The organism is Kocuria sp. ZOR0020 (assembly GCF_000800955.1).
GTDB classification, from domain to species: domain Bacteria; phylum Actinomycetota; class Actinomycetes; order Actinomycetales; family Micrococcaceae; genus Kocuria; species Kocuria subflava.
Genome location: NZ_JROX01000399.1, coordinates 1 through 271, shown reverse-complemented (window position 1 = coordinate 271; position 271 = coordinate 1). Strand labels below are relative to the sequence as shown.

General features: G+C 63.8%; 1 pseudogene. It reads right to left on the bottom strand.

The annotated features are described in order from the left end of the window. Positions 1-230 (bottom strand): annotated as a pseudogene (locus L979_RS13970) (hypothetical protein); the annotation flags it as partial. Positions 231-271: the final 41 nt, after the last annotated feature.

Genomic DNA, 271 nt, shown 5'->3' with positions numbered 1-271 from the left:
AGGAAGGCGAACACGGTGAGCCCCACAAAAGCCGCAGTGATCAGCCAGCCGGTGATCATCCCGGGCAGCACGATGTCTGGGACGCGGAACAGATCGCCATCGTGGCTGATGCGGAAGGTCACCGCCTGGGACGGTGCGTTGAAGGCAAAGACGATCAAGGACACCAGTGCCAGAACACCAAAGCCCAGCGGGGCGCGGCGAGCGCTGGCCGGAAGTGCTTTGGGATCCACGGGCTCCTGATGGGCGTCCGGAAGTTCGGATATCGGCGGCT